Origin of the sequence: Paenibacillus koleovorans NBRC 103111 (assembly GCF_004000845.1) — a bacterium.
GTDB lineage: Bacteria > Bacillota > Bacilli > Paenibacillales > NBRC-103111 > Paenibacillus_AA > Paenibacillus_AA koleovorans.
This window is the reverse complement of the sequence record NZ_BIMA01000051.1, coordinates 37,634-46,031: the sequence shown is the minus strand read 5'-3', so window position 1 is coordinate 46,031 and position 8,398 is coordinate 37,634. Positions and strand designations below refer to the sequence as shown.

4 protein-coding genes are annotated in these 8,398 nt (G+C 50.7%); all 4 read right to left on the bottom strand.

Annotation, left to right across the window (positions count from 1 at the left end; genetic code table 11):
• Positions 1-2,054, bottom strand: a 2,054-nt coding sequence (locus tag PKO02S_RS17705) for a FecR domain-containing protein (protein WP_174819920.1), incomplete at its 3' end; no start/stop codon positions are given.
• A 91-nt stretch (positions 2,055-2,145) separates the two neighbouring features.
• Positions 2,146-3,753, bottom strand: a complete 1,608-nt coding sequence (locus PKO02S_RS17700; RefSeq protein WP_127585172.1) for an NHL domain-containing protein — start codon at positions 3,751-3,753, stop codon at positions 2,146-2,148.
• A 24-nt stretch (positions 3,754-3,777) separates the two neighbouring features.
• Positions 3,778-5,868 (bottom strand): hypothetical protein, encoded by a 2,091-nt coding sequence (locus tag PKO02S_RS17695; RefSeq protein ID WP_127585171.1) that lies wholly within the window; start codon positions 5,866-5,868, stop codon positions 3,778-3,780.
• Between the two features lie 35 nt (positions 5,869-5,903).
• Positions 5,904-8,357 carry a FecR domain-containing protein gene (locus tag PKO02S_RS17690; RefSeq protein ID WP_164821523.1) on the bottom strand — a complete coding sequence of 818 codons (2,454 nt, stop codon included), beginning with the start codon at positions 8,355-8,357 and terminating at the stop codon, positions 5,904-5,906.
• Positions 8,358-8,398: the final 41 nt, after the last annotated feature.

The window sequence follows — 8,398 nt, the reverse complement described above, 5'->3', positions numbered from 1 at the left end:
GCACTCTCGTTGTGATACACTTTGATCGTTGCACCTAACTCCGCTTTCACAGCCAGTTCCTTCGCACTCGCTGTGTTCCAGTACGAAGCTGCTTCCACTACCGGCACAGCTGGCGCAACCGTATCCAGCTTGACACTAACCGAGCTAACCGCACTTACATTCCCTGCTGGATCGGTTGCCGTCACCCGAACTACGTACGTTCCATCGCTCGTCACCGGCACTTGAATCGTTTCGTAGGTCGCAGCAGTCACCGTCCTTGTTACGAATGGGACAGCCGCTTCGTTCAAATAAGCCTTCAACGATGAACCCAGCTCAGCAGAAATTTTCACTTCTTTCAAGCTTGCCGCGTTCCAGTATGCTGGTGTTTCCCCGATCACAGGAGCCGCCGGAGCGATTCGGTCGATTACGATGGACGGAACCGCCACCTTGTTGCTCGCTACACCCGAGCCATTCACAGCATCGACTTGCAAGGAATAACTTCCATTATTCAATGCAATCGCAATAGAAACCTCTCCACTCGTGCCTATCACTTGTTCGCCCAATTTGGCCGATCCGTTCCAAACCCGAACCGTGTTCCCAAGCGTCCCTCTTACACGAACGGTTACGCTAGCTGCATTGGTGATCAAAGTATTCACGGGGCTCAACACAACCGGTATCCCGGGAGCAGCCTCTTCTTCCGGCTGCGAACCGCCCCCAGTCGGCTGGTTAGGCTGTTGCTGATTATTTTGCTGATTTTGCTGTTGCGGCTGCTGGTTTTGTTGCTGCTGTTGCTGCTGCTGTTGTTTCGCTTGCTCCGCCTTCAGGCGATCCGCCTCAAAACGAGCCTTCTCCTCGGCAGCCAGCTGCTTCGCGTACGCCTCTTCCGCGAGCCGTTTTTGCTCCGCCTGAGCTTGGCGATTGGCTTCTTCCTGGCGCTTCCTCTCTTGCTCCAACTGCGCCAACAACGCCGCATTTTGACGCTCACGCTCTTCCAGAAGTCTTTTTTGCTCATCTGCCTTCCGCTTGCGCTCCTCCTCCAGTCGAGCCAGCTCGGCTTCTTTCGCCTTCTGCACTTCCGGATTTTGCGCAATGGTCGTGTCGAAAGGCTTCACATTCGTTAAATCTACTTTTCCCCCAGTGGAGGATTCGTTGACTTTTTCAATCAGTGCCGTCATCTCGGTAGCTTCAAATTTCTTCTCTTCCAATGAAATTAATGCAATGTTTTCGACGAGAGAATTCAGGTTTTCACCAAAAAGCAACAAGGTATCCTGATTGGCCAAATCCAGCCCGGATTTCGGGTCAACCTGCTTATCTCTCGTACCTACCTGATTGACGAGCGTCGCATTTTCTTGTTTGATTTGCTCAATCGTGTTGATTAATTGGGTCAGCATCGATTTATCCGCTTTTTTCACGAACTCTCGAATGTCCAGGGGCATTACGCCAACCGAAGGGTCGACCGTAGGATCATCGGTTAACTGCACTTGCTGACCCGGATAAATCGTAGCGGTGGAAGGGTTGGAGTTTTCCGTGTCGGTTGAGTCCGTAGCATTCGTTGGTGAGGCTTGTAAAATGCCGGAGGCCATAATGGCAAAAATTTGCCCAAGCCGCGTCTCAATATAACCGTTCGAGCCCCGCACCCCCATGATGGCAGTCGGTGTCTCCACTTCAAAATCATCTTCCGCATTCACCAGCTTCTTTACCTTAAACCATAGCGAGCCGGCCCATACTTTCACCTTGGACTTCTTCCCGCCGTTGGCCTCCATCAAACTCGACAAATAAAGCTCCGTATTCTCGCCGATGGTGACCTCATCCTCTTGATCCACAATACGGAGCACGAGGCTGGAGCCGCCTTCCGTTCGAATATGATCGCCTTGATTTAGGTTCATGTCTTCAAAGGCGCGATAAGCATTCGATCCGCCTGCCTTGGTGATCATAACGGTTCCCTGAACGGATATGACTTGCGCGGCACGACTCTCCTTCGCCGTTGCCACACGCGCCCCCAGCATGGAATAGGAAAACAAACTGATTGCTATCGCAATCCACACAGCTAATTTCAACTTTGCAAGATGCCTCATCCTGCCCCCACCTTCCGACGCTCCGCATAAAAAACAATGCCAGCATGTATGCCGGCATCATCAAGTCCAATCTTTGCGCTGTATAGGCTGCTTATCTTAGAATGACGGTCTGTGTAGCACCGTGCCATTGAACATCGAGTCCAAGCTCTTCCGTGAAGAAACGAACAGGGACAAAAGTCAAGTCATCCTTGATGTACGGGGCGACGTCAATCGGTTTGACTACATCCGGGGTATTCGCGACAATACGTTTGATTTCCATTTTGCCGATACCCAGCTCAACGCTTACATTGCCTTTGGTCAAACGCACGGTCTGATCACCAGTGGCCGGATCTTCCTTGTAGCCAACCTTATAGCCCAGCGCCTCCGTAATAGCCCGAATCGGAACCATCACGCGGCCGTTCACATTCTCAGGAGCGGATTCGAAGACGATTGGCGTAGTCCCGTTCAGTACCTTGATCGAACCGTCGTTCGTGATGTTGCCCGGCAGCTCGTAGAAGTCGATTTTGCGAATCTTGTTATTGTAGGCATCCGCAACCCATACACTGCCATCAGCCGCTACAGCGACGTCGGTTGGATTTTGCAAGCCGGCCTTCCGATCCGGACCGTCCGTGAATCCGCTGAGGGCATTTGGATCTCCGGCTAACGTATATACAACTCCGTCCTTCAAGTAACGTACAGAGTGGTTCAAGCTGTCGGCGATGACTACCCCGCCTCCCGGTGTAACTGCCAGGCCTTTAGGGAAGTCGAATCGTGCTTGCTTGGCCTCGCCATCCTTAATATCGCCGATAGCATAAAGCGCTGATTTCTCATAAAGCGGAGCGCCGGCTTCCGGAACGAACCCTGCAACTGTTGTGACTGTACCTGCAGCTAAGTCAATATAACGGATCATCTGATTGCCGGTGTCGCTCACGTACAAGTTGCCTTTTGCGTCGATCGCAATCCCGGCAGGTTCATTGAACATCGCCGATTTCAGCTCGCCGTCCTTGTAGTCGCCCGCAGGAACGACTTGCCCCGGCACAACCTCAACTGTGCGAGTCGAAGGGGCGTTTAAGGTGGTCACTACCCCGTCAGCCGACACTTTGCGGATCGAATGGTTCAGCGTATCGGCCACATAAAGCGTACCGTCGGCTGCCACAGCCACATCTTGCGGGGAGTAGAAGGAAGCTTCCTTGCCCTTCGCATCCTTGCTGCCGAACACCCCATTACCGGCCAGTGTGGTCACTTGTCCGGCGGTGTCGATTTTACGGATCGCATGATTCTCCGAGTCCGCAACGTAGACATTGCCCTTCGCATCCGCCGCCAGCCCCTTGGGCTGTTGGAACACCGAAGCAGCCAGCTTCCCGTCCAGGAGCGCTCCGATCGGGTTGTTGTAAGCGTCCAGCTTGAAGGTAATGCCCGCATACGTGCTGACTTCACTGGCTGAGAGCTTGCGGATCAAGTGACTCTTGGAGTCCGCGATCAGGAACGAGCCGTCCGCGAGCGGGAGCAAACTCCATGGGCTACGGAACAACGACGTATTCGCAGGGCCATCCGTTTCCCCCAGATCGCCTTTCCCTGCAACCGTCGAAACGCTGCCGAGAATCTGATTCTCACCTGCTACCATGGCTTGGTCTAACGATGCCGCCGTTGCGGACGCCAAGCTGCCCAGCAATAACGCCGATGACAGCAGCGGGATAGTTACTTTTCGCAAAAGTTTCATTGCGTTCTCCTTTAGTGGATGAGATCAATCCGTATGCCGGAATAAATACGGCGGAATCGTCTGCATCAAGTATTTATAATCTTCGGCATTTGCTGTCCCGTCTTGATTAAAATCGAACTGCATGCTTTCAATTTTACCTGAGAACCGGACGATGTCCTTTAGATTCCAGAATTCGGTTGTATCCTGGGAAATTCTTCGATTAACCACTTTCAATGTTTTGGTATTAGACGAGGAACCTGGAGTATACTGAGTCCCATTAATGAGTACTTGATTGATCTGAATATAAGGGGATTCCGCGAGTGAATCATACCATTCATATGTCACTGCTCTCCAGAGACCGGGTCCGTACCCTCGAAGGATCATTTTTCCGGTCATATCGGAGTAATAGGAGATGAAATTGTAATAACCGGATATAGCATCTTCATTTACAGCCTGCAGCGTTACTTTGACATTATGTAAATTGGCGTTTTCAGGTGAACCCGTGTTCTCGTTAACCTTCTGCAATTGAACAATAGTTAGCGGGATCGAGGCAGTCATAACGTTTTGAAAGCTGGCCCGATCGAATACATTCGCGTCCAGGGAGGCAGGACCCTCGTACAGCATCCTCACGGTATACTCACTCTCATCCGAACTCGATATGTAGTAGATGAAATCCGAATACGATACAGGGCCTAGTTTTTTTTCCTGATCTCGAAATAGCTCAAACAACATAGGGAGATTATTGGATGGGGTCAGCGAATCCCCGTCGGTATTTCTCAGGATCAGGCGATACTCCGAAGAGTAAGGATTAGTTGCGCCAATTTCAAAGGTATTGATTTTTCGACCTAAAACAAACACCGGTACTCCTGTCGCGGGGTAGAGCTGTTTCCTGAAAAATGAATCTCCCCGCACAACACCGTAAGTTCCGATTGCATAACTCAAGCTTTCCGGATACATTTCATATAAATAGTGCAGTTGCTTCCTTGGGTCAATGGAAACCTCGTACTTTAAGTAACCAACCCCATTCACACTAATTACGGAACTAAATTCTAATCCGATTCTATTCGAAACCTCTTCATTCGCCACTTCAAAGCCAATTTGTTTAAACTCGCTCACGTTCCGACTCACTTGATGCGGAGTTGGCGACGAGCTGGATGAAAATGATAATTGGTCGTTCACAAAAACATACTGAGCATCCGACGACTCCACTTGGATGACTTGATACATCGGGGAAGCATAGGACTCTGAATTCCTAAAGTACTCTATCGAAGCGCTGTACTCGTTCACGGGCTGATAGGGAATCACATAACGGGCCGATGAGTTACTTTCAATAATTTGTTGATGAACGGCCGTAACCTGCGATTGATTCACCCCGTCAATTGTGAAGCTGACATTGGTTTGCTCCCATGGCTTCGCCATATTCAAGGTGTTCTCTATAACTCGTCCCCAACCGCTTCCTGATTCATCTTGAACGACCGCGGAGAGAAAGTACTTCTTTCCCCCGCCAGCGTCGGATGACTCCACAACGGAGTACACTACCTCATCTCGGATGTCTTCCAAGTCATCCGACTCGTTCGTTGAAAAATAATACACATTGGGAACGGGTTGAATGACGTGACGGGAAGTATTGCCCCAAACGGCAGAGACTAATCTTGCATCCGGATCCGCTGAGCTCAACTTCAACTGATAGTAGAGGATTGTTGGTTCCATGTAGCCGAACGGAACAATCATTTGATCCGAGTCGCCATTGTTGCCAATGACTACAAATAAGAGTTCATTGTGGACAACGGTGATGTCCTGCAGCTGCGCGTGTCCGTCTTCGCTAATTGTCGCAGCGCTGTTGCGAGGCAAGCCCTGACTATCAACGACTTTTGCGGATTGTCCTCTTAAGCTCCAGTTATAGATGTTCAAGTCGTACTCGGCTGTGAGCGGCGGTGAGCTATATACATCAGCCAAATTCAGTACTCCCCCGTTTGCGATCAGGCAAGTGCTGGTTCCTGCCTCAGTGTCGTATACAGTCGTATAGACCGCAGCCGTTACCGAATCGCAATTCGGTTTAGTTGCCGAAGCACTCGGAACTCCTACAGGTACAAGGCTGACTATGGGAAGCAATCCCATAGTCAGCAGTACGAGCATGAACAATGAAATCCTTTTGCGTATGCGGGTTATCATTAAGCTGGGCCTCCGCCGGAGGGAGCGCTATAGTGAATTTCATAATTAACCGATTTGGTGAACTCACCCACAACTTGACCGGTTATATCCACAAGCATCACATTTAGATCGAAGGAGCCTCCAGTCGCCTCTCCAATTCCATTACTGAGAGCTAGCATTGGAATGCGGATCAGCTTCTTGGTCCCCTGAACCTGAATGTTCTCTCCAGAAGTTGTTCCACTATAATTCGAAACGACATATACAATTTCTCTTGACTCATATCCGGGATATTCTGTTAGGGCCGCCACGCTTGTAGCTGGATCGAAGATCACATTCCCATTGTAAGCCGCGTTATGTGTAGGATCCATGTTATAAATCATGACGACATGATTCAAGTAGCCCAAATGCAACTCAGCGGCATAAATGGTTACATCTTTCAAATTGATATCGACATTCAAGAAACCGCCCGCCTGAATGTCTAAGCTCGCAGGTCCGGAAATTCCACTCTGATCAACCGTAAATTCGATCGTTTGATCCGGAATGGCGGTACTAGTAACCACCAGTGGCAACGAAGCGTCACTTACATTACCCGCCAAATCCTGAGCTTTCGCAGTAAAGGTAACATTTCCAGTCAAATGATACACATAAAAGGTTGCTAGACCGCTTGTCTCCACATACTTTGACTCCACTAAAGAGCTACCGTTGTACAAGCTAATAAAGGCTTGCGGCTCTTGTGAACTGACAACAATGGAAACCGTTCCCGTGGAGCTCGTGTATGGACTGGTCGGATATATGATCTCCGGAGCAATCGGTGCCGACAAATCTACTTCAAATGTTGGTACGGCAACATTTGAGCTCGAAACGCTGCCATTGACAGCTCGAACCGTGTAATTGCTGTAGACGCCTTGCGGCAGTCCCGTCAAAGTCATCGACACTGGCGTATCGCCTTGACCGGTAACCGATTGAACGACCAAGGAGCCTAACCGCAGTTGAATCGTGGTACCAACCGCCGACTTAGCCGAAATGGTGATCGAATTCGACGCTGCGTTCACCTTCGACTTGTTTGTTGTTACATTCGTAGGAGCCTGTGGCGTTGGTGTCGGTGTTGAAGCCGGTTCCTCCGTTGAAGTAGGAGGTGGCGTTGGCGTCGGTGTTGGAGTAGGCGTTGGTGTCGGAGTTGGCGTCGTTTGCGCATTGTTCTTCACCTGCGCTTCTTCCTGCCGCTTCTTCTCCTCGTCCGCCTTCTTCTTCGCTTCCTCGAACTTCAGCCGATCTGCTTCAGCCAACTGCTGTTTAAAGGCTTCTTCCGCTTTCCGCTGTCTTTCTAGTTCCGCCTTCAAGTTCTCATCCGCAATCCGCTTCCTCTCGGCTTCCGCCGCTGCCAGAAGAGCTGCATTCTCTTTTTGCTTCTGCTCCAGCTTCTGCTTCTCTTCTTGAGCGAGCCGCTCACGATCTTGCTTCATCTTCTCGAGCTGCTCTTGCTTCGCCTTCTGAACATCAGGATCCATACCGATCTTCGTATCGAACGGCTTCACATTGTTCAGGTCGATCTTCTCGCCGGTTGTATTCGCATTGGCTTGATCGATCAGCTTCTGAACTTGATCGGCCGGCAATTTGTTCGTGTCTATCGCGGCCTTCGAAATGTTGGCGACCAGGTTCGTCAGGTTGGAGCCGAAGGAGGAAAGAACCGACGAGGAACCCAAGTTCAAGCCTGTCTTTGGATCAACGGACTTCTTCCCGTCAGCAACATCCTTGACGAACTGTTCGTTCTCTTCACGAATGTCATTGATGGTCGAAATCATCTGCAAAAGCATAGCAGGAGATGCATTTTGGACGAATGAATCAATATCGAGCGGCGTTACATTCTCCGAGATATCATCTGCAGATTGCCCCGGCAGCAGGCTGATCTGCTGACCCGGATATACGTTAGCCGGCTCGCCGGTCGCATTGCCTTCGCCGTCCGTGGATGAGGTCGCCAAAATCCCGGACGTCATAAGTGCCAACAGCATCCCGAGCTTGGACTCGATATACCCGTTGGAGCCCCGGACACCCATGACCGCGGTCGGCGTCTCGACTTCGAACTCGTCATCGGCATTGACCAACTTTTTCACCTTAAACCACATCGATCCGGCCCACATCTTAAGCTTGGACTTCTTGCCGCTGTCGGTATCGATCAGGCTGGATATGTACATTTCCGTATTCTCGCCGATCGTCACTTCATCTTGTTGATCGACAATGCGCAGCACGACGCTGGACCCCGATTCCGTACGAATATGGTCCCCCTGGTTCAGGCTCATCTCCACGAAAGCCCGATAAGCGTTCGAACCGCCGGCTTTGGTTACCATCACCGTACCTTCAATACTTACAATGATTGCAGCCCGACTCTCCTTGGCGAACGCCGCTGCCCCGAAAATATTCGAGAGCAGGGCGATCAGCAGCACCAAGACAAGCGTCTTTCTTCCATTCCTTCTCATCCAGCTGTTCCTCCCCGTTTGCAACATGTATTACGTGCTCC